24 protein-coding genes are annotated in these 26,547 nt (G+C 59.0%); 21 read left to right on the forward strand and 3 right to left on the reverse strand.

The genetic code is table 11. The features are described 5' to 3' along the window. The first annotated feature begins 19 nt into the window (after positions 1-19). The 13 genes from nuoA (at position 20) to nuoN (ending at position 14,961) form a co-directional block, all read left to right on the forward strand. The gene (nuoA, locus tag INF58_RS10685) at positions 20-460 is read left to right on the forward strand and encodes an NADH-quinone oxidoreductase subunit NuoA (RefSeq protein WP_003861475.1); all 441 of its coding nucleotides are present in this window, start codon (positions 20-22) and stop codon (positions 458-460) included. 15 nt (positions 461-475) lie between these two features. Further along, positions 476-1,150: an NADH-quinone oxidoreductase subunit NuoB gene (gene nuoB / locus INF58_RS10690; RefSeq protein ID WP_003861482.1), complete on the forward strand. Its 675-nt coding sequence runs from the start codon at positions 476-478 to the stop codon at positions 1,148-1,150. Positions 1,151-1,239: 89 nt separating this feature from the next. Continuing rightward, on the forward strand, positions 1,240-3,042 hold the full coding sequence (gene nuoC, locus INF58_RS10695) for an NADH-quinone oxidoreductase subunit C/D (RefSeq protein WP_003861484.1): 1,803 nt from the start codon (positions 1,240-1,242) through the stop codon (positions 3,040-3,042). A 2-nt stretch (positions 3,043-3,044) separates the two neighbouring features. Next, complete coding sequence (gene nuoE / locus INF58_RS10700; protein WP_006176513.1) at positions 3,045-3,545, forward strand: NADH-quinone oxidoreductase subunit NuoE; 501 nt, start codon at positions 3,045-3,047, stop codon at positions 3,543-3,545. After that, positions 3,542-4,879 carry an NADH-quinone oxidoreductase subunit NuoF gene (nuoF, locus tag INF58_RS10705; protein ID WP_193527656.1) on the forward strand — a complete coding sequence of 446 codons (1,338 nt, stop codon included), beginning with the start codon at positions 3,542-3,544 and terminating at the stop codon, positions 4,877-4,879. Before nuoE ends, nuoF begins: the two co-directional genes overlap by 4 nt. 55 nt (positions 4,880-4,934) lie before the next feature. Beyond that, positions 4,935-7,658, forward strand: a complete 2,724-nt coding sequence (gene nuoG, locus INF58_RS10710; RefSeq protein ID WP_063450388.1) for an NADH-quinone oxidoreductase subunit NuoG — start codon at positions 4,935-4,937, stop codon at positions 7,656-7,658. Beyond that, complete coding sequence (nuoH, locus tag INF58_RS10715; RefSeq protein ID WP_022648828.1) at positions 7,655-8,632, forward strand: NADH-quinone oxidoreductase subunit NuoH; 978 nt, start codon at positions 7,655-7,657, stop codon at positions 8,630-8,632. Before nuoG ends, nuoH begins: the two co-directional genes overlap by 4 nt. A 14-nt stretch (positions 8,633-8,646) precedes the next feature. Next, a complete protein-coding gene (gene nuoI, locus INF58_RS10720) occupies positions 8,647-9,189 on the forward strand; it encodes an NADH-quinone oxidoreductase subunit NuoI (RefSeq protein WP_002913152.1) in 543 nt (180 codons plus the stop codon). A 10-nt stretch (positions 9,190-9,199) separates the two neighbouring features. Next, complete coding sequence (gene nuoJ, locus INF58_RS10725; protein WP_006811379.1) at positions 9,200-9,754, forward strand: NADH-quinone oxidoreductase subunit J; 555 nt, start codon at positions 9,200-9,202, stop codon at positions 9,752-9,754. Next, positions 9,751-10,053 carry an NADH-quinone oxidoreductase subunit NuoK gene (gene nuoK / locus INF58_RS10730; RefSeq protein ID WP_003861496.1) on the forward strand — a complete coding sequence of 101 codons (303 nt, stop codon included), beginning with the start codon at positions 9,751-9,753 and terminating at the stop codon, positions 10,051-10,053. Before nuoJ ends, nuoK begins: the two co-directional genes overlap by 4 nt. Beyond that, positions 10,050-11,891: an NADH-quinone oxidoreductase subunit L gene (gene nuoL / locus INF58_RS10735; RefSeq protein WP_063868199.1), complete on the forward strand. Its 1,842-nt coding sequence runs from the start codon at positions 10,050-10,052 to the stop codon at positions 11,889-11,891. The genes nuoK and nuoL overlap by 4 nt, the downstream gene beginning before the upstream one ends. Before the next feature lie 76 nt (positions 11,892-11,967). Next, entirely contained in the window at positions 11,968-13,497 is a 1,530-nt protein-coding gene (nuoM, locus tag INF58_RS10740) for an NADH-quinone oxidoreductase subunit M (protein ID WP_063868201.1), read from the forward strand. Positions 13,498-13,503: 6 nt separating this feature from the next. Beyond that, positions 13,504-14,961, forward strand: coding sequence for an NADH-quinone oxidoreductase subunit NuoN (gene nuoN / locus INF58_RS10745; protein WP_063450384.1), 1,458 nt, complete (start codon positions 13,504-13,506; stop codon positions 14,959-14,961). Between the two features lie 99 nt (positions 14,962-15,060). Here the strand turns inward: nuoN and INF58_RS10750 are convergent, their stop codons facing one another. Together INF58_RS10750 and rbn are read right to left on the reverse strand one after the other, a co-directional pair. Next, the gene (locus INF58_RS10750; RefSeq protein ID WP_193033387.1) at positions 15,061-16,065 is read right to left on the reverse strand and encodes a chemotaxis protein; all 1,005 of its coding nucleotides are present in this window, start codon (positions 16,063-16,065) and stop codon (positions 15,061-15,063) included. A 64-nt stretch (positions 16,066-16,129) separates the two neighbouring features. Continuing rightward, positions 16,130-17,047 carry a ribonuclease BN gene (gene rbn / locus INF58_RS10755; RefSeq protein WP_193527657.1) on the reverse strand — a complete coding sequence of 306 codons (918 nt, stop codon included), beginning with the start codon at positions 17,045-17,047 and terminating at the stop codon, positions 16,130-16,132. Between the two features lie 71 nt (positions 17,048-17,118). Here rbn and INF58_RS10760 point away from each other — a divergent pair, with 71 nt between their 5' ends. The 8 genes from INF58_RS10760 to menE all read left to right on the forward strand — a co-directional run bounded on the left by INF58_RS10760 (position 17,119) and on the right by menE (position 25,030). Continuing rightward, on the forward strand, positions 17,119-17,583 hold the full coding sequence (locus tag INF58_RS10760) for a GNAT family N-acetyltransferase (protein WP_063450381.1): 465 nt from the start codon (positions 17,119-17,121) through the stop codon (positions 17,581-17,583). A gap of 50 nt (positions 17,584-17,633) precedes the next feature. Further along, positions 17,634-17,939, forward strand: a complete 306-nt coding sequence (gene elaB / locus INF58_RS10765) for a stress response protein ElaB (RefSeq protein ID WP_063450380.1) — start codon at positions 17,634-17,636, stop codon at positions 17,937-17,939. A gap of 86 nt (positions 17,940-18,025) precedes the next feature. After that, positions 18,026-19,321 (forward strand): isochorismate synthase MenF, encoded by a 1,296-nt coding sequence (menF, locus tag INF58_RS10770; protein WP_193527658.1) that lies wholly within the window; start codon positions 18,026-18,028, stop codon positions 19,319-19,321. Positions 19,322-19,409: 88 nt separating this feature from the next. Further along, complete coding sequence (menD, locus tag INF58_RS10775; protein ID WP_063868211.1) at positions 19,410-21,080, forward strand: 2-succinyl-5-enolpyruvyl-6-hydroxy-3-cyclohexene-1-carboxylic-acid synthase; 1,671 nt, start codon at positions 19,410-19,412, stop codon at positions 21,078-21,080. Next, a complete protein-coding gene (gene menH, locus INF58_RS10780; RefSeq protein ID WP_193527659.1) occupies positions 21,077-21,853 on the forward strand; it encodes a 2-succinyl-6-hydroxy-2,4-cyclohexadiene-1-carboxylate synthase in 777 nt (258 codons plus the stop codon). The genes menD and menH overlap by 4 nt, the downstream gene beginning before the upstream one ends. Beyond that, a complete protein-coding gene (gene menB, locus INF58_RS10785) occupies positions 21,850-22,707 on the forward strand; it encodes a 1,4-dihydroxy-2-naphthoyl-CoA synthase (protein WP_013098093.1) in 858 nt (285 codons plus the stop codon). Before menH ends, menB begins: the two co-directional genes overlap by 4 nt. Continuing rightward, positions 22,707-23,672, forward strand: a complete 966-nt coding sequence (gene menC / locus INF58_RS10790) for an o-succinylbenzoate synthase (protein ID WP_193527660.1) — start codon at positions 22,707-22,709, stop codon at positions 23,670-23,672. Before menB ends, menC begins: the two co-directional genes overlap by 1 nt. Further along, a complete protein-coding gene (gene menE / locus INF58_RS10795) occupies positions 23,669-25,030 on the forward strand; it encodes an o-succinylbenzoate--CoA ligase (RefSeq protein ID WP_193527661.1) in 1,362 nt (453 codons plus the stop codon). Before menC ends, menE begins: the two co-directional genes overlap by 4 nt. On the opposite strand, the gene INF58_RS10800 is transcribed toward menE, so the two are convergent. Further along, entirely contained in the window at positions 25,031-26,545 is a 1,515-nt protein-coding gene (locus INF58_RS10800) for a tripartite tricarboxylate transporter permease (RefSeq protein WP_063868219.1), read from the reverse strand. Positions 26,546-26,547: the final 2 nt, after the last annotated feature.

Below are 26,547 nucleotides of genomic sequence, written 5' to 3' on the forward strand. Positions count from 1 at the left end.
CACTTTTGATGAGTAAGCAATGAGTATGTCAACATCCACAGAAGTCATCGCTCATCACTGGGCATTCGCAATCTTTCTTATTGTAGCCATTGGGCTGTGCTGCCTGATGTTAGTCGGCGGCTGGTTCCTGGGCGGTCGCGCCCGCGCAAGGCACAAAAACACACCTTTCGAATCAGGTATTGATTCCGTAGGTACCGCTCGCTTACGCCTGTCTGCCAAGTTCTATCTGGTAGCCATGTTCTTCGTCATTTTTGACGTGGAAGCGCTTTACCTCTTCGCGTGGTCGACCTCCATTCGCGAAAGTGGTTGGGTGGGCTTTGTCGAGGCCGCAATTTTCATTTTAGTGTTACTGGCCGGTCTGGTTTATCTGGTGCGTATTGGCGCGCTGGACTGGACACCTGTGCGTTCACGCCGTGAACACATCAACCCGGAAAACAGTATCTCTAATCGTCAGCAGTAACAGCGAGGCAATAAGATGGATTATACGCTCACCCGCATAGATCCTAACGGTGAGAATGACCGTTACCCCCTGCAAAAACAGGAGATCGTAACTGACCCCCTGGAGCAAGAAGTCAACAAAAGCGTGTACATGGGCAAGCTCGAGCATGCCATGCACGATATGGTCAACTGGGGTCGTAAGAACTCCATCTGGCCCTACAACTTTGGCCTTTCTTGCTGCTACGTTGAAATGGTGACGTCATTCACTGCGGTGCATGACGTTGCGCGTTTTGGGGCCGAGGTACTGCGTGCTTCTCCACGTCAGGCTGACCTGATGGTGGTGGCCGGGACCTGCTTTACCAAGATGGCACCGGTTATTCAGCGTCTTTATGACCAGATGCTGGAGCCAAAATGGGTTATCTCCATGGGTGCATGTGCAAACTCCGGCGGTATGTACGACATTTATTCCGTTGTGCAGGGCGTTGATAAGTTCATTCCGGTGGACGTTTACATCCCGGGCTGCCCGCCGCGTCCAGAGGCCTACATGCAGGCGCTGATGCTGCTCCAGGAGTCAATCGGTAAAGAACGCCGCCCACTCTCATGGGTTGTTGGCGATCAGGGTGTCTATCGCGCGAACATGCAGTCCGAGCGCGAGCGTAAACGTGGTGAACGTATTGCCGTCACCAACCTGCGTACGCCTGACGAAATTTAATTTGCGCCTGTGGGCCTGGAGAACACCTTCGCATATCACTACTCAAATAGCGCGAAGCCAGGCTTAACAGTCACCACGGACCATTTGCAATGGTGAACAATATGACCGACTTAACCGCGCAAGAAGCTGCCTGGCAGACCCGGGATCATCTCGATGACCCCGTCATTGGCGAACTGCGCAACCGTTTTGGGCCGGATGCCTTTACTGTTCAGGCCACCCGCACCGGGGTACCCGTTGTTTGGGTGAAGCGTGAGCAATTACTGGAAGTTGTCGATTTCCTCAAGAAATTGCCAAAACCTTACGTCATGCTGTTTGACTTACACGGCATGGACGAACGTCTGAGAACGCACCGCCAGGGCCTCCCTGCTGCGGATTTTTCCGTTTTCTACCACCTGATATCAATAGACCGCAACACGGATATCATGCTCAAGGTGGCATTGTCTGAAAACGACATGCATCTGCCGACGATCACCAAACTTTTCCCTAACGCTAACTGGTACGAGCGTGAAACCTGGGAAATGTTCGGCATGACCTTCGACGGCCATCCGCACCTGACGCGCATCATGATGCCGCAGACCTGGACCGGCCACCCGCTGCGTAAAGACTACCCGGCACGTGCCACCGAATTCGACCCGTTTGAGCTGACCAAAGCCAAGCAGGATCTGGAGATGGAAGCGCTGACCTTCAAGCCGGAAGACTGGGGCATGAAGCGCGGTACCGAAAACGAGGACTTCATGTTCCTCAACCTCGGTCCGAACCACCCGTCTGCGCACGGTGCATTCCGTATTATTCTTCAGCTTGACGGCGAAGAGATTGTCGACTGCGTCCCTGACATCGGCTACCACCACCGTGGTGCTGAGAAGATGGGCGAGCGTCAGTCCTGGCACAGCTACATTCCGTATACCGACCGTATCGAATACCTCGGCGGCTGCGTGAACGAAATGCCTTACGTGCTGGCCGTTGAGAAACTGGCAGGTATCACCGTCCCGGATCGCGTTAACGTGATTCGCGTGATGCTGTCTGAACTGTTCCGTATTAACAGCCACCTGCTGTACATCTCCACGTTCATTCAGGACGTTGGCGCGATGACCCCGGTCTTCTTCGCCTTTACCGATCGTCAGAAAATCTACGATCTGGTGGAAGCGATTACCGGCTTCCGTATGCACCCGGCCTGGTTCCGTATCGGCGGTGTGGCGCACGATCTGCCGCGCGGCTGGGACCGCCTGCTGCGTGAATTCCTCGACTGGATGCCGAAACGTCTGGCGTCTTACGAGAAAGCCGCGCTGCGTAACTCCATCCTGAAGGGCCGTTCCCAGGGCGTTGCGGCCTACGGCGCGAAAGAAGCGCTGGAGTGGGGGACCACGGGTGCAGGCCTGCGCGCGACCGGTATTGACTTCGACGTGCGTAAAGCCCGTCCTTACTCTGGCTACGAGAACTTCGACTTTGAAGTCCCGGTGGGCGGCGGCGTTTCCGACTGCTACACCCGCGTGATGCTGAAAGTGGAAGAGCTGCGCCAGAGCCTGCGCATTCTTGAGCAGTGCCTCAACAACATGCCGGAAGGCCCGTTCAAGGCGGATCACCCGCTGACGACGCCGCCACCGAAAGAGCGCACGCTGCAACATATCGAAACCCTGATCACCCACTTCCTGCAAGTTTCCTGGGGCCCGGTCATGCCGGCACAAGAATCCTTCCAGATGATTGAAGCGACCAAGGGTATCAACAGCTACTACCTCACCAGTGACGGCAGCACCATGAGCTACCGTACCCGCGTGCGTACGCCAAGCTTCGCGCACTTGCAGCAGATCCCGGCCGCCATTCGCGGCAGTCTGGTCTCCGACCTGATTGTGTATCTGGGTAGTATCGATTTTGTTATGTCAGATGTGGACCGCTAATTATGCACGAGAATCAACAACCACAAACCGAGGCTTTTGAGCTGAGTGAAGCAGAGCGTGCCGCCATTGAGCACGAGATGCACCACTACGAAGACCCGCGTGCGGCGTCCATTGAAGCGCTGAAAATCGTACAGAAACAGCGTGGTTGGGTGCCGGATGGGGCGATCTACGAGATCGCAAAAGTGCTGGGCATTCCGGCAAGTGACGTAGAGGGCGTAGCCACGTTCTACAGCCAGATCTTCCGTCAGCCGGTAGGCCGCCATGTGATCCGCTACTGTGACAGCGTCGTCTGCCACATTACCGGCTATCAGGGCATTCAGGCTGCGATTGAGAAAAAGCTCAATATCAAGCCGGGCCAGACCACGTTCGATGGACGCTTTACTCTGCTGCCAACCTGCTGCCTGGGTAACTGCGACAAGGGGCCGACCATGATGATTGATGAGGACACTCACAGCCATCTGACGCCGGAAGCGATTCCTGACCTGCTGGAGCAGTACAAATGAAAACTGTAATTCGTACTGCTGAGACGCATCCGCTGACCTGGCGTCTGCGTGATGACAAACAGCCGGTATGGCTCGAAGAATATCAGAGCAAAAACGGCTACGCCGGCGCGCGTAAGGCCCTTGGCGGCATGGCGCCGGACGATATCGTTAACGCGGTAAAAGAGTCTGGCCTGAAAGGGCGCGGCGGTGCGGGCTTCTCCACCGGTCTGAAGTGGAGCCTGATGCCGAAAGACGAATCCATGAACATCCGTTACCTGCTGTGTAATGCCGATGAAATGGAGCCGGGCACCTATAAAGACCGTCTGCTGATGGAGCAGCTGCCGCACCTGCTGGTGGAAGGCATGTTGATTTCCGCGTTTGCGCTGAAAGCGTACCGTGGCTACATCTTCCTGCGCGGTGAGTATATCGAAGCGGCTGAAAACCTGCGTCGCGCCATTGCCGAAGCCACCGAAGCCGGCCTTCTGGGTAAAAATATCCTGGGCACCGGGTTTGACTTCGAGCTGTTCGTGCACACCGGTGCCGGGCGTTATATCTGCGGTGAAGAAACCGCGCTGATTAACTCCCTGGAAGGTCGCCGTGCGAACCCGCGTTCCAAGCCACCGTTCCCGGCAAGCTCCGGCGTCTGGGGTAAACCGACCTGCGTCAACAACGTCGAAACCCTGTGTAACGTCCCGGCTATCCTCGCGAACGGCGTGGAGTGGTATCAGGGCATCTCCTCAAGCAAAGATGCGGGTACCAAGTTGATGGGCTTCTCCGGGCGCGTGAAGAACCCTGGCGTCTGGGAACTGCCGTTTGGCACCACCGCACGCGAAATTCTTGAAGACTACGCAGGCGGCATGCGCGATGGCCTGAAATTCAAAGCCTGGCAGCCGGGCGGGGCGGGGACGGACTTCCTGACCGAAGCCCACCTTGATCTGCCAATGGAGTTCGAAAGCATCGGTAAAGCGGGCAGCCGTCTGGGGACGGCGCTGGCGATGGCCGTCGACCACGAGATCGGCATGGTATCGCTGGTGCGTAACCTGGAAGAGTTCTTCGCCCGTGAGTCCTGCGGCTGGTGTACACCGTGCCGTGACGGTCTGCCGTGGAGCGTGAAGATCCTGCGTGCTATCGAGCGTGGCGAAGGTCAGCCGGGTGATATCGAGACACTTGAGCAACTGTGTCGATTCCTGGGGCCAGGTAAAACCTTCTGCGCCCACGCACCGGGTGCCGTCGAGCCACTGCAAAGCGCGATTAAATATTTCCGCGACGAATTCGAAGCAGGCATCAAGCAGCCGTTCAGCAATACCCATTCGATCAATGGTATTCAGCCGAACCTGCTGAAAGCGCGCTGGTAACGACAAGAATTTTGATTAACGCTCGGTTTCGACTGAGCCAACTGGAAGCATGCTAATGGCTACGATTCATGTAGACGGCAAAGAATACGAAGTCAACGGGGCGGACAACCTGCTGGAAGCTTGTCTGTCTCTTGGCCTCGATATTCCGTACTTTTGCTGGCATCCGGCGCTGGGCAGCGTCGGTGCTTGCCGCCAGTGTGCGGTGAAGCAATATCAAAACGCGGAAGACACGCGTGGTCGCCTGGTGATGTCCTGTATGACGCCAGCCGCCGAAGGCACCTTTATTTCGATTGATGACGAAGAAGCCAAACAGTTCCGTGAAAGCGTGGTGGAGTGGCTGATGACCAACCACCCGCACGACTGTCCGGTTTGTGAAGAGGGCGGTAACTGCCACCTTCAGGATATGACCGTCATGACCGGTCACAGCTTCCGTCGCTATCGCTTTACCAAGCGTACCCACCGTAACCAGGATCTGGGGCCGTTCATCTCGCACGAAATGAACCGCTGCATCGCCTGCTACCGCTGCGTGCGTTACTACAAAGACTACGCAGACGGTCAGGATCTGGGCGTGTATGGCGCGCACGACAACGTCTACTTCGGTCGTCCGGAAGACGGTACGCTCGAGAGCGAATTCTCCGGTAACCTGGTAGAAATCTGTCCGACCGGCGTATTCACGGATAAAACCCACTCCGAGCGCTACAACCGTAAATGGGACATGCAGTTTGCGCCAAGCATCTGCCAGCAGTGTTCCCTCGGCTGTAACACCAGCCCGGGCGAGCGTTACGGCGAACTGCGTCGTATCGAAAACCGTTACAACGGTACCGTTAACCACTACTTCCTCTGCGACCGCGGTCGTTTCGGCTATGGCTACGTGAACCTGAAAGACCGTCCGCGTCAGCCGGTTCAGCGCCGTGGCGACGACGTCATCACCCTCAACGCCGAGCAGGCGATGCAGGGTGCGGCAGATATTCTGCGCCAGTCGAAGAAAGTGATCGGCATCGGCTCCCCGCGCGCCAGCATCGAAAGCAACTTTGCGCTGCGCGAGCTGGTGGGTGCGGAAAACTTCTATACCGGTATCGCCCAGGGCGAGCAGGAACGTCTCCAGCTGGTGCTGAAGGTGCTGCGTGAAGGCGGCGTTCATACGCCTGCGCTGCGCGAAATCGAATCCTATGATGCGGTTCTGGTGCTGGGTGAAGACCTGACGCAGACCGGCGCCCGCGCGGCTCTGGCGGTTCGTCAGGCGGTGAAGGGTAAAGCACGTGAAATGGCAGCGGCGCAGAAAGTGGCTGACTGGCAGATTGCGGCGATCCTGAATATCGGCCAGCGCGCGAAACATCCTCTGTTTGTGACTAACGTCGACAACACCCGTCTGGACGATATTGCCGCGTGGACCTACTGCGCGCCGGTTGAAGACCAGGCGCGCCTGGGCTTTGCCATTGCCCACGCGCTGGACAGCAACTCTCCGGCCGTTGAACTGGATCGCGACCTGCAAAACAAAGTCGACGTGATTGTTCAGGCCCTCGCAGGTGCGAAAAAACCGCTGATCATCTCCGGTACCAACGCCGGAAGCGCTGAAATCATTCAGGCCGCCGCGAACGTTGCCAAAGCCCTGAAAGGCCGCGGCGCAGACGTCGGTGTGACCATGATTGCCCGTGCGGTAAACAGCATCGGTCTGGGCATGATTGGCGGCGGCTCGCTGGAAGAAGCGTTAAGCGAACTGGAATCCGGTGCCGCTGACGCCGTTGTGGTGCTGGAAAATGACCTGCATCGCCACGCGTCTGCCGCACGCGTTGACGCAGCGCTCTCCAAAGCGCCGCTGGTGATGGTCATTGACCATCAGCGCACCGCGATCATGGACAAAGCGCACCTGGTACTCTCTGCGGCAAGCTTTGCAGAAAGTGACGGTACGGTTATTAATAACGAAGGCCGCGCACAGCGTTTCTTCCAGGTTTATGACCCGGCGTACTACGACAGCAACACCGTGATGCTGGAAAGCTGGCGCTGGCTGCACTCCCTGCACAGCACCGTGCAGAGCCGTGAAGTGGACTGGACGCAGCTCGACCACGTTATCGACGCGGTTGTTGAGAAACTGCCTCAGCTGGCGGGTATTAAAGACGCCGCGCCTGACGCAAGCTTCCGCATTCGCGGTCAGAAACTGGCGCGTGAACCGCACCGCTACAGCGGTCGTACCGCGATGCGCGCCAACATCAGCGTGCACGAACCGCGCCAGCCGCAGGATAAAGACACCATGTTTGCCTTCTCGATGGAAGGGAACAACCAGCCGTCTGCGCCGCGTTCGCAAATCCCGTTTGCATGGGCACCGGGCTGGAACTCCCCGCAGGCATGGAACAAGTTCCAGGCTGAAGTGGGCGGTCACCTGCGCCACGGCGATCCGGGCGTACGTCTGATTGAAGCCTCCGAAACCGGTCTGGACTTCTTCACTACCGTTCCGGCGAGCTTCCAGGCTCAGGAAGGTCAGTGGCGTATTGCGCCGTACTACCACCTGTTCGGTAGCGACGAAATGTCCCAGCGTTCTCCGGTATTCCAGCAGCGTATGCCGCAGCCGTACATCAAGCTCAACCCGGCGGATGCCGCGAAGCTTGGCGTGAACGCGGGTGCGAACATTGCCTTTAGCTACGACGGCCAGACCATCAGCCTGCCGCTGATTATTTCTGAACGTCTGTCAGCAGGGCAGGTGGGTCTGCCGATGGGGATGCCTGGCATCGCGCCGGTTCTGGCGGGTGCGCATCTTGATAACCTTCAGGAGGCAAAAGCATGAGTTGGTTAACGCCGGATCTTATCGATATCCTGCTGAGCATTCTGAAAGCGGTTGTGATTCTGCTGGTGGTCGTCACCTGTGGCGCGTTCATGAGCTTTGGTGAACGTCGTCTTCTCGGTCTGTTCCAGAACCGTTACGGACCGAACCGCGTGGGCTGGGGTGGTTCACTCCAGCTGGTGGCGGACATGATCAAGATGTTCTTCAAAGAGGACTGGGTTCCGCGCTTCTCGGACCGCGTGATCTTTACGCTGGCACCGATGATCGCCTTCACCTCGCTGCTGCTGGCGTTTGCTATTGTTCCCGTCAGCCCGACCTGGGTTGTCGCTGACCTGAACATCGGCATTCTGTTCTTCCTGATGATGGCAGGCCTCGCGGTTTACGCGGTGCTGTTTGCAGGCTGGTCCAGTAACAACAAATACTCGCTGCTGGGCGCGATGCGTGCTTCCGCGCAGACGCTGAGCTACGAAGTGTTCCTGGGGCTCTCCCTGATGGGCGTGGTGGCGCAGGCCGGTTCATTCAACATGACCGACATCGTCAACAACCAGGCCGACATCTGGAACGTTATCCCGCAGTTCTTTGGTTTTGTGACCTTTGCTATCGCGGGCGTGGCGGTGTGTCACCGTCACCCGTTTGACCAGCCAGAAGCCGAACAGGAACTGGCCGACGGTTACCACATTGAATATTCCGGCATGAAGTTCGGTCTGTTCTTTGTGGGCGAGTACATCGGTATCGTCACCATTTCCGCGTTGATGGTAACGCTGTTCTTTGGTGGCTGGCATGGCCCGTTCTTACCGCCGTTCATCTGGTTCGCGCTGAAAACCGCGTTCTTCATGATGATGTTCATTTTGATTCGTGCGTCCTTACCGCGTCCGCGTTATGACCAGGTAATGTCCTTCGGCTGGAAAGTGTGCCTGCCGCTGACGCTCGTCAACTTGTTGGTAACGGCGGCTGTCATTCTTTGGCAGCAGCCATAAGGGGCTTTGAGATCATGACCTTAAAAGAATTATTGGTAGGTTTCGGCACCCAGGTACGCAGTATCTGGATGATCGGCCTGCACGCGTTTGCTAAACGCGAAACCCGGATGTACCCGGAAGAGCCGGTATATCTGCCGCCGCGCTACCGTGGCCGTATCGTGCTGACGCGCGACCCGGACGGTGCCGAGCGCTGCGTTGCCTGTAACCTGTGTGCGGTAGCGTGTCCGGTGGGCTGTATCTCTCTGCAAAAAGCGGAGACGGTAGATGGCCGCTGGTATCCGGAATTCTTCCGCATCAACTTCTCACGCTGCATTTTCTGCGGTCTGTGTGAAGAAGCGTGCCCAACCACGGCGATTCAGCTGACTCCGGACTTCGAGCTGGGTGAGTACAAGCGTCAGGATCTGGTGTACGAGAAAGAGGATCTGCTGATTTCCGGTCCGGGCAAATACCCGGAATATAACTTCTACCGGATGGCGGGTATGGCAATCGACGGCAAAGATAAAGGCGAAGCAGAGAACGAAGCTAAGCCTATCGACGTCAAGAGCCTGTTACCGTAAGGAGAGGGCAATGGAATTCGCTTTTTATATCTGTGGCCTTATCGCCATCCTGGCTACGCTGCGAGTGATCACGCACACCAATCCGGTGCATGCGCTGCTGTACTTAATCATTTCGCTGCTGGCTATTTCCGGGGTGTTCTTTGCGCTGGGCGCGCACTTCGCCGGTGCGCTGGAAATCATCGTCTACGCCGGGGCCATCATGGTGCTGTTCGTGTTCGTGGTGATGATGCTGAACCTGGGCGGCTCTGAAATTGAGCAGGAACGTCAGTGGTTGAAACCGCAGGTGTGGATCGGCCCGGCAATTCTGTCGGCCATTATGCTGGCGGTCATTGTTTACGCCATTCTGGGCGTCAACGACCAGGGGATCGACGGGACGCCAATCAGCGCGAAAGCCGTGGGTATCACCCTGTTTGGTCCGTACGTTCTGGCGGTTGAGCTGGCCTCAATGCTGCTGCTGGCGGGTCTGGTTGTGGCCTTCCACGTTGGCCGCGAAGAGCGTGCTGGCGAGGTGCTGAGCAACCGCACTGACGACCGCGCGAAAAGAAAAACGGAGGAACGCGCATGATCCCCTTAACACATGGACTGATCCTCGCTGCGATTTTATTCGTTCTGGGCTTAACCGGTCTGGTTATCCGCCGCAATCTGCTGTTTATGCTGATCGGTCTGGAAATCATGATCAACGCTTCCGCGCTGGCCTTCGTGGTCGCCGGCAGCTACTGGGGCCAGACCGATGGTCAGGTGATGTACATTCTCGCCATCAGCCTCGCGGCTGCTGAAGCGAGTATTGGCCTGGCGCTGTTGCTACAGCTCCATCGTCGCCGCCAGAACCTGAACATCGATTCAGTAAGTGAGTTGCGTGGATGAACATGCTTGCCTTAACCATTATTTTTCCGCTGATTGGCTTCGTGCTGCTGGCATTTTCTCGCGGCCGCTGGTCTGAGAATCTGTCCGCGACCGTGGGCATTGGCGCTATCGGCCTGTCGGCGCTGGTCACAGCGTATGCGGGTATCGACTTCTTTAACAACGGGCGTCAGGCCTACAGCGTACCGCTGTGGAACTGGATGTCGGTCGGTAACTTCAACATCGGTTTTAACCTGGTGCTGGATGGTCTGTCTCTGACCATGCTCTCCGTGGTCACCGGCGTGGGCTTCCTGATCCACATGTTCGCCTCCTGGTATATGCGCGGTGAAGAGGGATACTCCCGCTTCTTCGCCTACACCAACCTGTTTATCGCCAGCATGGTCGTTCTGGTGCTGGCCGATAACCTGCTGCTGATGTATCTGGGCTGGGAAGGCGTGGGCCTGTGCTCTTACCTGCTGATCGGTTTCTACTATACCGATCCGAAGAATGGCGCAGCGGCCATGAAAGCGTTCGTCGTGACCCGTGTGGGTGACGTGTTCCTCGCTTTCGCGCTGTTCATTCTCTACAACGAACTGGGCACGCTGAACTTCCGCGAAATGGTGGAACTGGCGCCGGCGCACTTCGAAGCAGGCAACAACATGCTGTGGTGGGCAACGCTGATGCTGCTGGGTGGCGCCGTGGGTAAATCCGCGCAGCTGCCGTTGCAGACATGGCTGGCCGACGCGATGGCGGGTCCAACCCCTGTCTCCGCGCTGATCCACGCCGCGACCATGGTTACCGCCGGTGTCTACCTGATTGCGCGTACCCATGGCCTGTTCCTGATGACCCCGGAAATTCTGCATCTGGTGGGTATCGTCGGTGCGGTTACGTTGGTGCTGGCAGGCTTTGCCGCGCTGGTTCAGACCGACATCAAGCGCGTTCTCGCGTACTCCACCATGAGCCAGATTGGTTACATGTTCCTGGCGCTGGGCGTTCAGGCGTGGGACGCAGCCATTTTCCACCTGATGACGCACGCGTTCTTCAAAGCGCTGCTGTTCCTCTCATCCGGTTCGGTGATCCTGGCCTGCCACCACGAGCAGAACATCTTCAAAATGGGCGGACTGCGTAAGTCCATCCCGCTGGTCTATGTCTGCTTCCTGGTGGGCGGCGCGGCACTGGCGGCACTGCCGCTGATTACCGCGGGCTTCTTCAGTAAGGACGAAATCCTTGCGGGCGCCATGGCGAATGGTCATATCAATCTGATGGTTGCAGGTCTGGTCGGTGCGTTCATGACCTCCCTGTACACCTTCCGTATGATTTTCATCGTATTCCACGGTAAAGAACAAATTCACGCTCACGCAGGGAAGGGGATCACCCATCACCTGCCGCTGATTGTGCTGCTGGTCCTCTCCACCTTCGTTGGCGCGATGATTGTGCCACCGTTGCAGGGCGTACTGCCGGCGACAACCGAGCTTGAGCACGGTCGCGTTCTGACGCTTGAAATCACCTCCGGCGTGGTCGCAATTGCGGGCATTCTGATTGCCGCATGGCTGTGGCTGGGCAAACGCACGCTGGTGACGGCCGTTGCCAACAGCGCGCCGGGCCGTCTGCTGGGCACCTGGTGGTACAACGCGTGGGGCTTCGACTGGCTGTACGACATGATCTTCGTGAAGCCGTTCCTGGGCATTGCGTGGCTGCTGAAGCGCGATCCCCTGAACAGCCTGATGAATATCCCGGCGATCCTCTCTCGCTTTGCAGGTAAAGGCCTGCTGTTCAGCGAGAACGGTTATCTGCGCTGGTATGTGGCGTCCATGAGCATCGGTGCGGTTGTTGTACTGGCGCTGCTGATGGTGTTGCGTTGATCGTTAAGTGAATTTTATTCGAATTCGTTGAAAATCAGGCCCCTGTTGGGGGCCTTAAAAAGGAATATAAATCGCCATGTTACTACCCTGGCTAATATTAATTCCCTTCATCGGCGGCTTCCTGTGCTGGCAGACTGAACGCTTTGGCGTGAAGATGCCGCGCTGGATCGCGCTGATCACCATGGGATTGACGCTCGCGCTTGGCCTGCAACTGTGGTTGCAGGGTGGCTACTCACTGACTCAGTCTGCGGGCCTTCCGCAGTGGCAGTCTGAGTTCATTCTGCCGTGGATCCCCCGTTTCGGTATCACGATCCACCTTGCGATTGACGGTTTGTCGCTGCTGATGGTGGTACTGACCGGTCTGCTCGGCGTTCTGGCGGTACTGTGTTCCTGGCGAGAAATCGAAAAATACCAGGGCTTCTTCCACCTGAACCTGATGTGGATCCTGGGTGGCGTAATCGGCGTGTTCCTGGCCATCGACATGTTCCTGTTCTTCTTCTTCTGGGAGATGATGCTGGTGCCGATGTACTTCCTGATCGCGCTGTGGGGCCACAAGGCCTCCGACGGTAAAACGCGTATCACGGCGGCCACCAAGTTCTTCATCTATACCCAGGCGAGCGGTCTGGTGATGCTGATTGCCATCCTGGCGCTGGTGTTTGTGCATTACAACGCCACCGGCGTCTGGACCTTCAACTATGAAGATCTGCTGAAGACCCCGATGTCCCACGGCGTGGAATACCTGCTGATGCTGGGCTTCTTCATTGCCTTCGCGGTGAAAATGCCGGTAGTACCGCTGCACGGCTGGCTGCCGGACGCGCACTCACAGGCGCCAACGGCGGGTTCCGTTGACCTGGCGGGTATCTTGCTGAAAACCGCGGCCTACGGTCTGCTGCGCTTCTCCCTGCCGCTGTTCCCGAACGCCTCCGCAGAGTTCGCGCCGATTGCCATGTGGCTGGGCGTGATCGGTATCTTCTACGGCGCGTGGATGGCCTTCACGCAGTACGACATCAAACGTCTGATTGCGTACACCTCCGTTTCCCACATGGGCTTCGTGCTGATTGCCATCTACACCGGCAGCCAGCTGGCGTACCAGGGCGCGGTGATCCAGATGATTGCGCACGGCCTGTCCGCAGCCGGTCTCTTCATCCTGTGCGGTCAGCTCTACGAGCGTCTGCACACCCGCGACATGCGCATGATGGGCGGCCTGTGGGGCAAAATGAAATGGCTGCCTGCGCTCTCCATGTTCTTCGCGGTGGCAACGCTGGGTATGCCGGGTACCGGTAACTTCGTCGGCGAGTTTATGATCCTGTTCGGCAGCTTCCAGGTGGTTCCGATGATTACCGTCATCTCTACCTTCGGTCTGGTGTTCGCGTCCGTGTACTCGCTGGCGATGCTGCACCGCGCATACTTCGGTAAAGCGAAGAGCGAAATTGCTGCACAAGAACTGCCGGGGATGTCGCTGCGTGAGCTGTTCATCATCCTGCTGCTGGTCGTACTGCTGGTGCTGCTGGGCTTCTATCCGCAGCCGATTCTGGATACCTCGCACTCCGCGATGGGTAACATCCAGCAGTGGTTTGTTAATTCTGCTTCTACTACAAGGCCGTAATTCGCCATGACAATAACTCCACAACAACTGATCGCGCTGCTACCGCTGCTGATCGTCGGATTGACGGTGGTGGTTGTGATGCTCTCCATTGCGTGGCGACGCAATCACTTCCTGAATGCGACCCTGTCCGTTCTGGGTCTGAACGCTGCGTTAGTCTCCCTCTGGTTTGTTGGCCAGGCGGGCGCGATGGACGTCACGCCGCTGATGCGCGTTGACGGCTACGCCATGCTCTACACCGGTCTGGTGCTGCTGGCGAGCCTGGCAACCTGTACCTTTGCCTACCCGTGGCTCGAAGGTTACAACGACAACAAAGAAGAGTTTTATTTGCTGGTACTGATTGCCGCGCTGGGCGGCATTCTGCTGGCGAACGCGAACCACATGGCCGCGCTGTTCCTCGGTATTGAGCTGATCTCACTGCCGCTGTTCGGCCTGATTGGTTACGCCTTCCGCCAGAAACGCTCGCTGGAAGCGGCAATCAAGTACACCATTCTGTCTGCTGCCGCGTCGTCGTTCCTGCTGTTCGGTATCGCGCTGCTGTACGCGCAGACGGGTAACCTCTCGTTCATGGCGCTCGGCAAGAGCCTGGGCGACGGCATGATGCACGAGCCGCTGCTGCTGGCGGGTCTGGGCATGATGATTGTTGGCCTTGGCTTCAAGCTTTCTCTGGTGCCGTTCCACCTGTGGACGCCAGACGTATACCAGGGTGCGCCTGCACCGGTCTCTACCTTCCTGGCGACGGCGAGTAAAATCGCTATCTTCGGCGTGGTTATGCGTCTGTTCCTGTACGCGCCGGTGGGTGACAGCGAAGCGGTTCGCGTGGTGCTGGGCATTATCGCGTTCGTGTCCATCATCTTCGGTAACCTGATGGCGCTGAGCCAGACCAACATCAAGCGTCTGCTGGGCTACTCCTCTATCTCCCATCTGGGCTACCTGCTGGTGGCGCTGATTGCGCTGCAAAGCGGTGAGATGTCGATGGAAACCGTGGGTGTATATCTGGCCGGTTACCTGTTCAGCAGCCTCGGCGCCTTCGGCGTGGTGAGCCTGATGTCCAGCCCGTACCGTGGACCGGATGCAGATTCCCTGTTCTCCTACCGTGGCCTGTTCTGGCACCGTCCGATTCTGTCGGCGGTAATGACCGTGATGATGCTCTCGCTGGCGGGTATCCCGATGACGCTGGGCTTTATCGGTAAGTTCTACGTGCTGGCCGTCGGTGTGCAGGCGGGTCTGTGGTGGCTGACTGCCGGTGTCGTTATCGGCTCCGCGATTGGTCTCTATTACTACCTGCGCGTAGCGGTGAGCCTGTACCTGAGCGCGCCTCAGCAGCTTAACCGCGATGCGCCATCCAACTGGCAGTACAGCGCCGGCGGGATTGTGGTGCTCATCTCCGCGCTGCTGGTGCTGATCTTCGGTATCTATCCGCAGCCGCTGATTGAGATTGTTCAGCGCGCGATGCCGCTGATGTAAAAACAAAAAACCCGCCTCGGCGGGTTTTTTATTGTCCAGCGGCGCTACGCTTGCAGGGCCTGCGGGTTTTGTAGGTCGGGTAAGCGTAGCGCCACCCGACTAAGCCAGCTGCTTCCGGCTAATTAACGGCCCGTCAATTTTCTTCATCGACCGCTCCAGCACTTCCTCAATCACCGACGACAGCTCGTTCAGCTCAAACTTCGCCACATAGCCGTCCGCCTTCACTTTGCGAATATGATCTTCGTTGGCGTTGCCGGAAAGGGACGAGTGGATCACCACCGGAATATCTTTCAGTACCGGGTCGGTTTTGATTTTGCGCGTCAGCGTAAAGCCATCCATCTCCGGCATTTCGAGGTCGGTTAATACCAGAGCGATCTTGTCGGTGACGGGGACGCCCTCAGCCTGCGCCTGCGCGGCCAGCTGGGTGATTTTCTCCCATGCGTCTTTGCCGGTAATATGCAGCTGAGCCGGGATCTCCATCGCCTGCAAACCCTTCTCCAGCATTGAGCGCGCCACCTTTGAGTCTTCTGCAACAATCGCGACGGAGCCTGGCTTGATGTTGAATTTGGTGGTTTCCAGATGGGTGGCGTGCAGATCGTGATTCGCCGGGGTGATGTCATACAGGATCTGTTCCACGTCCAGCACCATCGCCAGATCGTTGGTGTCGGTCTTGTCATCCAGGCAGGCAATGCTGGTGATATAGCGACCGCTGACGGCGGTTTCAGCGGCGTGCACCTGCTTCCAGTCAAGACGCATGATGTTCTCCACCGATTCCACGGCGAAGGCCTGCACGCTGCGGGCATATTCGGTGATCAGCAGAATGTTCAGCCCGGTGGTTGGCTTGCAGCCAGCGACGGCGGCCAGATCGATCACCGGGATCACCTGGTCGCGAATGTTTACCATCCCCATCAGCGGCGACTTCATGCCCGCCGGTTTGGTGAAGGTCGGCATCGGCACAATTTCGCGCAATTTGAACACGTTGATGCCGAACAGCTCGGATTTATTTTCGTTCAAAGAGGTGCCAAGACGGAACAGCAACAGTTCAAAACGGTTGGACAGGGTGAGATTCGCCCTGTCATCAATATCTTTCTGGAAATTATCCATTCTACCCTCAAGAGAAATGCTGGCCTTTTAATCGTTATCGGCATCCTGAGGGAAAAATAAAGGACTAAACGCTGACCTGAGCGAAATCTTCCGCCAGCTCGCAGGCGGGAAACACCTCCCGACACTCTGCCAGCAGGCTTTCACAGCCGCGGACGTCATAGCGTGAACTGACGTGCGTGACAATCAGTTTCCCAACGCCAGCCTCACGCGCCAGCCGCGCCGCCTGACGCGTTGAGCTGTGCCCCCGGCTGTTGGCTTTCTCTTCCATCGCCGCTTCCAGCGTCGCCTCGTGCACCATCACGTCCACGCCCCCGGCAAGCCGAAGCGCCGAAGGGCAGGGGGCGGTATCACCAAAAATAGCCAGTTTTTTGCCCGGCTGCGGCGGCGCGAGGTAATCCTGACCGTTAATGACGCGCCCGTCGTCCAGCGTGACGGTTTCACCAAGCTTAAGGCGCTGGAACAGCGGGCCGGGCCTGACGCCATCGGCCCGCAACGCGGCGGCGTTCAGCGCACCGGGCTTATCGTGCTCCTCAATGCGATAGCCGTAGCATTCCACCGGATGGTTAAGCGGGTAAGCGTGCACCCGATAATCACCGTCGTCGAACACCTGGCCTTCGGCTATCTCAATCACCTCCAGCGGATAGTCTGTCCACGAGCCGCTCAGGCGCAGCGTGGTTTCAACAAATTCCTGAATGCCCGCAGGGCCATAAATCGTCAGCGGGTTGGCGTTACCCGCCATTGAACGGCTGCACAGCAGGCCCGGCAGGCCGAAAAGATGATCGCCGTGCAGATGCGTAATAAATATTTTATCCACTTTCCCTGGGTGATATGAGGTGTGCAGCAGCTGGTGCTGCGTGCCCTCACCGCAGTCAAACAGCCACAGCCCACCCCGGGTAGGATGCTTAAGATCCAGCAGAATTGCCGTCACGTTTCGTGAGCGGGTTGGCACGCCGGCGGACGTACCCAGAAAAATCAGTTCCATAACGCAATCAGCCCTTTGCCCAATGGGAAGAGGTTTAGTATAACGTGATGAACCCCAGGAAGGAGAAACACATGATCCAGTGGCAAGATCTACACCATAGCGAACTGACCGTGCAGTCACTCTACGCCCTGCTCAAGCTGCGCTGTGAAGTCTTCGTGGTTGAACAAACCTGCCCGTATCAGGATATCGACGGCGATGACTTAATCGGCGAGAACCGGCACATCCTCGGCTGGCGGAATAACGAGCTGGTGGCGTATGCGAGGATTCTGAAAAGCGACGACGATTTTGACCCTGTCGTCATTGGCCGCGTCATCGTCAGCGGCAGCGCGCGTGGTGAAAAGCTGGGCTATCAGCTGATGGATAAAACGCTGGAAGCATGCCAAAAACAGTGGCCGGACAAGGCGTTATACCTGGGCGCACAGGCACATTTGCAATCTTTCTATGCCCATTTTGGCTTTAGCGCAGTCACCGGGGTTTATGACGAAGATGGCATCCCCCATGTCGGCATGGCGCGCGAAGCGAAACAGGCGCAATAGCGAGACGTTGTCTATAGTTATCGGACTGGTGTACTAACATGGAGAAAAATATGTCATTTCAATCCTGGGAAACCCGAGCAGACGACGACCTGACGCTGCTAAGCGAAACGCTGGAAGAAGTGCTGCGCTCGTCAGGCGATCCTGCCGATCAGAAGTACATTGAGCTCAAAGCCCGCGCTGAGCAGGCGCTGCATGACGTCAAAAACCGCGTCAGTAACGCGTCCGACAACTACTACTACCGCGCCAAACAGGCGGTGTATCGTGCCGACGATTATGTGCATGAAAAACCATGGCAGGGTATTGGCGTCGGTGCGGCCGTAGGGCTGGTGCTGGGTCTGCTGTTAGCCCGCCGTTAAGCCGCTAAACCCCTCCCTACACGTGGGTACTGCTATTTATTGTCAGTACCCCGTATAATATAAGGTTTTAACAGGGAGAGGTTCGCGTGCACTCGATTTTCCTCGCGCTGCAAAGCCTGCGCACCCAGCTTGCGCAAGCGTTGCCTGATACACCCGGTTTCCGTCATTTCGACGTCTCTTTCCCGTTAAACGATGCCTTCGATCCCCTGGCCTGGCTGGGCGTACAGCGGTGCTATCCCCAGTTTTACTGGCAACAGCGCAGCGGTGATGAAGAACTTGCCGCGCTCGGAAGCCTCGCCCATTTTGATTCTCTGGCCTCGGCTTCCCGGTTCCTGCACACCCATGCCGTGGCAAATGACACCCGTATCTGCGGCCTGAACGCCTTCAACCCGGCGCAGGGCACGCTGTTTTTACCGCGTCTTCTCTGGCGACGGTCTGCCGGGGTCGCCACGCTGCGCCTGCAACTGTGGAGCGAAACCTCGCTGCGCGAAGATGCCCGTGTGGCATTGAGTTTTGTCGATAACCTGCGCGACGCCGCGCCGATCCGCCCGTTGTCCGTTCAGATTGAGCAGGAAACCCATCATCCAGAAAAACCGGAATGGCTGGCGCTGATCCGTCAGGCAACGGATACCATTGCTCGCGGCGGCGTCGAGAAAGTGGTGCTCGCACGCGCCACCGATGTGCAGTGCCGGCAGCCCGTAGACGCCATTGCACTGATGGCCGCCAGCCGCGCGCTGAACCTCAACTGCTATCATTTTTGCATGGTCTTCGATGCCGACAACGCGTTTCTTGGCTCGACCCCCGAGCGCCTGTGGCGGCGACGCGGCACGCTGCTGCGCACCGAAGCGCTGGCAGGCACCGTTGCCAGCCATTCTGACGATAAGCAGGCCCAGCGTCTGGGGGACTGGCTGATGAACGACGACAAAAATCAGCGGGAAAATATGCTGGTGGTGGAAGATATCTGTCAGCGTCTTCAGCACCAGACCCGGACGCTGGAAATCCTGCCTGCGCAGGTGCTGCGTCTGCGCAAGGTGCAGCATTTACGTCGCTGTATCTGGACCGAACTCAAACACGCTGACGACGAGCAGTGTTTGCATATTCTGCAACCGACGGCGGCGGTGGCCGGGCTGCCGCGTCAGGCGGCGCGAGAATTTATTGAGAAAGTGGAGCCGTTTGACCGGGAGTGGTACGCGGGATCGGCGGGCTATTTGTCGGTCGATCAAAGTGAATTCTGCGTGGCATTACGCTCCGCCCGCGTTCACGACGCCGCGCTGCGTCTTTATGCGGGGGCGGGCATCGTCAGCGGCTCCGATCCGGAACAGGAGTGGCAGGAGATCGAAAACAAAGCCGCCGGGCTGCGTTCCCTTCTCCTGAAGGATTAATACTGATTCGTGCAATCCCGATTCATATCAAAATTCTGACTTTTTCTATTATTTATACTGTGTCGCATTCTTGATACTGGACAATCTCATGTCAGTAAGTTCTTTTAACCGACGCTGGGCGACGGTGATCCTTGAAGCCCTGACCCGGCATGGCGTCAGGCACGTGTGTATTGCCCCGGGCTCTCGCTCCACGCCGCTCACCCTTGCTGCGGCGGAAAACCGGGCTTTTATTCATCACACCCATTTTGACGAGCGTGGGCTCGGTCATCTGGCGCTCGGCCTGGCGAAAGTCAGCAAAGCGCCCGTGGCGGTGATAGTCACCTCCGGCACGGCGGTGGCGAACCTCTATCCGGCGCTGATTGAAGCGGGGTTAACCGGCGAAAAGCTGATTTTACTCACCGCCGATCGTCCCCCTGAACTTATTGACTGCGGCGCTAACCAGGCGATTCGTCAGCCCGGCATGTTTGCCTCGCATCCGTCACGAACGGTTTCACTGCCGCGCCCCACGCAGGATATTCCTGCCAGCTGGCTGGTCTCCACCCTCGACCACGCCATGAACGCGCTGCGCAGCGGCGGGCTGCACATCAACTGTCCGTTTGCCGAGCCGCTGTACGGCGAAATGAACGATACCGGCCTCGCCTGGCAGCAGCAGCTCGGCGACTGGTGGGAAAGCGAAAAACCGTGGCTGCGCGAGCAGACGCATCTGGAAAGCGCGAAACAGCGCGACTGGTTCTTCTGGCGTCAGAAGCGCGGCGTGGTCATTGCCGGGCGGATGAGCGCGGCGGAAGGCAGGCTGGCGGCGGAGTGGGCACACACGCTTGGCTGGCCGCTGATTGGCGACGTGCTTTCCCAGACGGGCCAGCCGCTGCCCTGCGCGGACCTCTGGCTGGGGAACGCGAAGGCGGTCACCGAGCTTGCGCAGGCGCAGATTGTCGTCCAGCTGGGATCGAGCCTGACGGGCAAGCGCCTGCTCCAGTGGCAGGCCACCTGCACGCCGGAAGAGTACTGGCTGGTGGATCCGCTCGAAGGACGCCTTGACCCGGCGCACCACCGCGGTCGCAGGCTGGTCAGCGACGTTGAGCGCTGGCTGGAGCTTCATCCGGCAGAAAAACGTAAGCCCTGGGCGGTTGAGATCCCCGAACTTTCGCGTCAGGCGTGGGAGCTCACCAAAGCGCAGTGCGAGGCGTTCAGTGAAGCCGGTCTGGCGCACCGTATCCGCAAATACCTTCCCGAGCAGGGGCAACTTTTTGTCGGCAACAGCCTGGTGGTGCGCCTGATTGACGCCTTCTCGAAGCTGCCCGCAGGTTACCCGGTGTACAGCAACCGGGGGGCGAGCGGCATTGATGGTCTGATCTCCACCGCGGCGGGCGTACAGCGGGCCAGCGCGAAATCCACGCTGGCGATAGTGGGCGATCTCTCAGCCCTCTACGATCTCAACGCGCTGGCGCTCCTGCGTCAGGCGTCGGCTCCTTTCGTGTTGATTGTCGTTAACAACAACGGCGGGCAGATTTTCTCCCTGCTGCCCACTCCGCAAAGCGAACGCGAGCGCTTCTATCTGATGCCGCAAAACGTGCAGTTCGAACACGCCGCCGCCATGTTCAGCCTTAAGTACCATCGCCCGGAAAGCTGGGACGCGCTGGAAACGGCGCTGAACGCCGCCTGGCGACAGCCCGGCGCAACGCTGATTGAGCTGGTGGTTAACGATTCGGACGGCGCGCAGAAGCTGCAACATCTGCTGGCGCAGGTGAGCCACCTGTGATCCTCGCAGGCGTCACTCAGCGCGGAAAACCAGGCTACCCCTGGCTGGTTTTCCTGCACGGCTTTTCCGGTGACTGTCACGAGTGGCAGACCGTTGGGGCGTCGCTGGATGACTATCCCCGGCTCTACCTTGACCTGCCCGGACACGGTGATTCCGCGGAGACGGGCGTGGCGGGGTTTGCAGAGATGAGCGAGCTGCTCACGCACACTGTTATTAGTTACAACATACTAAAATACTGGCTGGTGGGGTACTCCCTCGGCGGCCGCATTGCGATGTTTCATGCCTGCCAGCACCCTGCGGGGTTAGACGGGGTGATTGTGGAAGGTGGACACCCGGGCCTGCAAGATACCGATGCGCGTCAGGCGCGGCTGATCGCTGACCGACGCTGGGCGTCACGTTTTCGCAGCGAGCCGCTGGAAGCTGTCTTTGCCGACTGGTATCAACAGCCGGTCTTTGCCTCCCTTACGGAGGAACAGCGCAAGGCGGTGATCGCGCTGCGCAGCCGGAACAACGGCCCGAGGCTGGCTGATATGCTGGAAGCCACCTCGCTTGCCGTTCAGCCTGATTTACGTCCCGCGCTCACCGCGCGTGATTTTCCTTTTTACTTTCTCTATGGCGAACGTGATGAGAAGTTCAAAGCCCTTGCCGCTGAACTCAACGCCACGCGCCATGCTATCCCCCATGCCGGACACAACGCCCACCGGGAGAACCCGGATGCGGTTGCCGCGAGTCTGGCTCAGATACTGCGTCATCGAACAAAGGACACGCTATGATCTATCCTGATGAAAACATGCTCTACGCGCCGGTTGAATGGCAGGACTGCTCCGAAGGCTACACCGACATTCGTTACCACAAATCCGCCGACGGTATCGCCAAAATCACCATCAACCGTCCGCAGGTGCGCAACGCGTTTCGTCCACTGACCGTCAAAGAGATGATCCAGGCGCTGGCGGATGCCCGCTACGACGACAATATCGGCGTTATCGTTCTGACCGGTGAAGGCGAGAAAGCCTTCTGCTCCGGCGGCGATCAGAAAGTGCGTGGCGACTACGGCGGATACCAGGATGATGCGGGCACGCACCACCTGAACGTGCTGGATTTCCAGCGCCAGATCCGCACCTGTCCGAAACCGGTCGTGGCGATGGTGGCAGGGTACTCCATCGGTGGCGGTCACGTACTGCACATGATGTGTGACCTGACTATCGCGGCGGAAAATGCCATCTTCGGCCAGACCGGCCCGAAAGTGGGCTCTTTTGACGGCGGCTGGGGCGCTTCCTACATGGCGCGCATCGTCGGGCAGAAAAAAGCCCGCGAAATCTGGTTCCTGTGCCGTCAGTACAATGCACAGGAAGCGCTGGATATGGGGCTGGTTAACACCGTGGTGCCGATCGCCGATCTCGAAAAAGAGACCGTGCGCTGGTGTCGCGAAATGCTGCAAAACAGCCCAATGGCGCTGCGCTGCCTGAAGGCGGCCCTGAACGCGGACTGTGACGGTCAGGCAGGTCTTCAGGAGCTGGCGGGTAACGCCACCATGCTGTTCTACATGACCGAAGAGGGTCAGGAAGGGCGCAACGCGTTCAACGAAAAACGCCAGCCAGACTTCAGCAAATACAAACGGAACCCGTAATGCGTCGCGCGCAGGTTTACCGCTGGCAGATACCGATGGACGCGGGCGTGGTGCTGCGTGAACGGCGGTTAAAAACCCGTGACGGACTTTTTGTGCACCTCCGGCAGGGCGAGCGGGAAGGGTGGGGCGAAATCGCCCCGCTTCCGGGTTTTAGCCTGGAAACGCTGGACGAGGCGCAGGCGGCGCTGATGGCCTGGACGCACCAATGGCGCGAGGGGGTGGCTCCGGCACTGCCGGACGTTCCTTCCGCCGCGTTCGGCATCAGCTGTGCGCTGGCAGAGCTGGACGGCAGTTTGCCGGACGCGGCGAACTATCGCGCCGCGCCGCTCTGTACCGGCGATCCGGATGAACTCTTCGCGCTGCTCTCCGCGATGCCGGGCGAGAAGGTGGCGAAAATTAAGGTTGGCCTGTACGAAGCGGTGCGCGACGGGATGGTCGTCAACCTGCTGCTGGAAGCCATTCCCGATCTACACCTGCGCCTGGACGCCAACCGCGCCTGGACGCCGCTGAAGGCGCAGCAGTTTGCGAAGTACGTCAACCCGGCGTACCGCAGCCGCATCGCGTTTCTCGAAGAGCCGTGCAAAACCCGCGACGAGTCCCGCCCCTTTGCCCGGGAAACCGGCATTGCTATCGCCTGGGATGAGAGCCTGCGCGAAGCCGATTTCGCGTTTGCCGCCGAGCCGGGCGTCAGCGCCGTGGTGATTAAGCCAACGCTGACCGGCAGCCTCGACAAGGTGCGCGAGCAGGTTGCAGCGGCCCATGCGCTGGGGATGACGGCGGTGATCAGCTCGTCCATAGAATCGAGCCTCGGGCTGACGCAGCTGGCGCGCATTGCCGCCTGGTTAACGCCAGAGACTGTACCCGGCCTTGATACGCTGAGCCTGATGCAGGCGCAGCTGCTTCGCCCGTGGCCGGACAGCACCTTACCGTGCCTTGACGTCGGGGCGCTGGAGCCGTTGCGATGAGCTTTAACGACTGGCCGTGGCGGCACTGGCGCGCCCGGAGTGGTGATAAACCCGCGCTGCGTTTAGACGAAGTCACGCACAACTGGTCTCAGCTGTGCGAGCGTATCGATCGTCTGGCCGCCGGTTTTCAGGCTCAGGGCGTCAGGGAGGGCGACGGCGTCATGCTCCTCGCCCACAACCATCCGCGCACGCTGCTGGCCTGGCTGGCCCTGCTTCAGTGCGGCGCCCGCATTTTGCCGGTAAACCCTCAGCTTCCCCGCCCGCTGCTGGACGTTCTCCTGCCGCAGATGACGCTGCGCTTTGCGCTGGTGCTTAACGGTGAGTATGACGGTCTGCCCGCGCTGGCGTTGAGAGAGGGCGAGGAGCTTGCCAGCGTGGCGTGGCGGGCTGAACGTCTGGCCTCAATGACGCTCACCTCCGGCTCCACCGGCCTGCCAAAAGCGGCGGTGCATACCTGTGCTGCCCACCTTGCCAGCGCTCGAGGCGTGTTGTCCCTGATGCCTTACGGCGGTGATGACGACTGGCTGCTGTCCCTGCCGCTGTTTCACGTTTCCGGTCAGGGGATTCTGTGGCGCTGGTTGCAGGGCGGAGGCCGCCTCACCGTGCGCGAAAAACAGCCCCTGGAGCAGGCGCTCCAGGGCTGCACCCACGCCTCGCTGGTACCGACGCAGCTGTGGCGGCTGCTCAATTCACACCATCCCGTCGCGCTGAAGGCCGTGCTGCTCGGGGGGGCGGAAATCCCCGTTGAGCTGACCGAACAGGCGCGCGAGCAGGGCATTCGGACCTACTGCGGCTATGGCCTGACCGAGTTCGCCTCCACCGTCTGTGCCAAAGAGGCCGACGGTGCGCCGGACGTGGGCCGCGCGTTGCCGGGCAGAGAGGTGCAGGTGGTAAACGGTGAAATCTGGATCCGGGCAGAAAGCATGGCGGCGGGCTACTGGCGGGACGGCGCCTTACTGCCGCTGGTCAACGAGCTGGGCTGGTTCGCCACCCGCGATCGCGGTGAGTGGCATAACGGCCGCCTGGCCGTTCTGGGCCGCATGGACAATCTCTTTTTCAGCGGCGGAGAAGGGATCCAGCCGGAAGCGCTGGAGCGCGTCATCGTTACGCATCCGCAGGTAAGCCAGGCGTTTGTCGTTCCGCTGGACGATGCCGAGTACGGGCAGCGACCGGTGGCGGTAGTGGAATGTAAGCCGGGCACGGATATCACGCTGTTGCCAGAGTGGGTTCAGGGCAGGCTGGCGCGCTTTGAGCAGCCGGTGCACTGGCTGGCGCTGCCGTCAGAACTGAAAAATGGCGGGATTAAAATCTCCCGCCAGGCGTTAAGGCAGTGGGTCAATGCCCTGTTGAGGGGCTAATCAGCCGATATCCGGCTGCGGTTTGTGCTGGCGACGACGGACCCAGCGCAGCACCGGCGGCACGACAATCACCATAATCGCCATTGCCAGCAGGATCTTCGTCACGCTGCTCTCCCACAGGATCGCCATGTTGCCGTTGCTGATGGAGAGCGCGCGGCGCAGGTTCTGCTCCAGCATTTCCCCCAACACAAACCCTAAAATCAGCGGTGACATCGGGAAGTGCATCTTGCGCAAGATGTAGCCCAGGATCCCCAGCAGCACCATCAATACCAGGTCGAAGGTGGTGCTGTGCACCGCGTACACCCCAACCGCAGAGACGGCGGCGATGGCAGGAACCAGGAACCACAGGGGAATGGTCAGCATGCGCGTAAACAGGCCGATCAGCGGGATGTTCATCACCAGCAGCATCACGTTGGCGATCAGCAGCGCCGCAATCAGGCCCCAGACGATATCCGGCTGCTCGGTGAACATCGCCGGCCCCGGGGTGATGTTATAGAGCGTCAGCGCGCCCATCATCACTGCCGTGGTGCCTGAACCCGGCACGCCGAGGGTCAGCATCGGGATGAACGAACCGCAGGCCGAAGCGTTATTGGCCGCCTCCGGCGCCGCCACGCCGCGAATATCGCCTTTGCCGAAGCCGTCGCTGTTACCGCTCAGCTTCTTCTCGGTCATGTAGGTGATGGCGCTGGCGATGGTTGCCCCGGCGCCGGGCAGAATGCCGACGAAGAAACCGATCACCGACGACCGCAGGGTGGCACCCACGCACTGCGCCCCCTCTTTGGCATTGAACAGCATACGTCCGGTTTTACGCACCAGCGTCTGCCCGCTGCTGGTATGCTCCAGCATCAGCAAGATTTCTGAGACGGAGAACAGACCAATCACCACGACGATAAACTGCACGCCGTCGGAGAGGTGAACGCTGTCGAAGGTAAAGCGGTAAACCCCGGTGTTGGCATCCACGCCGACGGTGGCTAACCCCAGGCCAATCAGCGCAGATAAAAACGACTTCAGCGGGTTCTGCGCCATCATGCTGCCAAGGCAGGCAATGGCGAACACCATCAGCGCGAAATACTCGGCAGGACCAAACGCCAGCGACCACTGGGCCAGCGCCGGCGCGAACAAAATGATGCCGCCAATGGCGATCAGGGAGCCAAAGAACGAGCTGACGGCGGAAATTGAGAGTGCCACGCCGCCGCGTCCCTGCTGCGCCATCGGGTAGCCGTCCAGCGCGGTCATAATGGCGGCGGCATCGCCGGGCACGTTAAGCAGTATCGACGAAATTCGCCCGCCGTACTCGCAGCCGATGTACACCGTCGCCAGCAGGATCAGCGCCGACTCCGCAGGCAGGTGCAGGGCAAAGGCCAGCGGCAGTAAAATCGCCACGCCGTTGATCGGGCCAAGGCCCGGCAGCAGGCCGACGATGGTCCCGACGAAGCAGCCGATCAGGGCGATCACCAGATTTTCCGGGGTCATCGCTACCGCGAACCCCTGAGAGAGATAGATCCAGGTATCCATAG

The sequence above is a fragment of the Enterobacter cloacae complex sp. P24RS genome (genome assembly GCF_014982165.1).
Classification (GTDB): Bacteria; Pseudomonadota; Gammaproteobacteria; order Enterobacterales; family Enterobacteriaceae; genus Enterobacter; species Enterobacter quasihormaechei.